Annotated in this window: 1 protein-coding gene; it reads left to right on the top strand. The window is 78.6% G+C overall.

Annotated features, from left to right (window positions below):
* On the top strand, window positions 1-632 hold a 632-nt coding region (locus ACP4IX_RS36430; protein ID WP_426527190.1), incomplete at both ends, for an E3 binding domain-containing protein.

Here is a 632-nt window from a genome sequence, read left to right as displayed (position 1 = left end):
CGACGGCGTGGTCCGCGAGCTCCACTTCCCCGAAGGCACCACCGTCGACGTGGGCACCTCCATCATCGCGGTCGCCGTCGGCGACGCGGCCGCGGCGGAACCGGCGCAGGAGGCCGTCGAGGACACGGTCGCGGCGCCGGCCGCGACCGACACCGCGGAGGAGACGAAGTCCGAGGGCCGTCAGCCGGTCCTGGTCGGGTACGGGGTCTCCACCTCCGCGACCCGCCGCCGCCCCCGCAAGGGAGCTCCGGTCCCGGCCCAGGAGGCGCCGGCGGCGTCCGCCGCGCTCCAGGCCGAGATGAACGGCCACGGACCGGCCGCGCCGGTCACCCGCGAGCGTCCGCTCGCCAAGCCCCCGGTGCGCAAGCTGGCCAAGGACCTCGGCGTCGACCTGGCCACGGTCGCCCCGACCGGCCCGGACGGCATCATCACCCGTGAGGACGTGCACGCGGCGGCGGCCCCGGCGCAGGTCCCCGAGCCCGCGACGGCACCGGCGGCCGCGGCCCCCGCCGCCACCCCCGCGGCCCCCTCCCCGTCCCCGGCGGCCGTGTCGTACGACACGGCGCGTGAGACGCGTGTCCCGGTCAAGGGCGTGCGCAGGGCGACGGCGGCGGCGATGGTCGGTTCGGCGT

Origin of the sequence: Streptomyces sp. WG5, from assembly GCF_049974565.1 — a bacterium.
Classification (GTDB): Bacteria; Actinomycetota; Actinomycetes; order Streptomycetales; family Streptomycetaceae; genus Streptomyces.
This window is presented reverse-complemented; position numbering and strand designations above follow the sequence as displayed.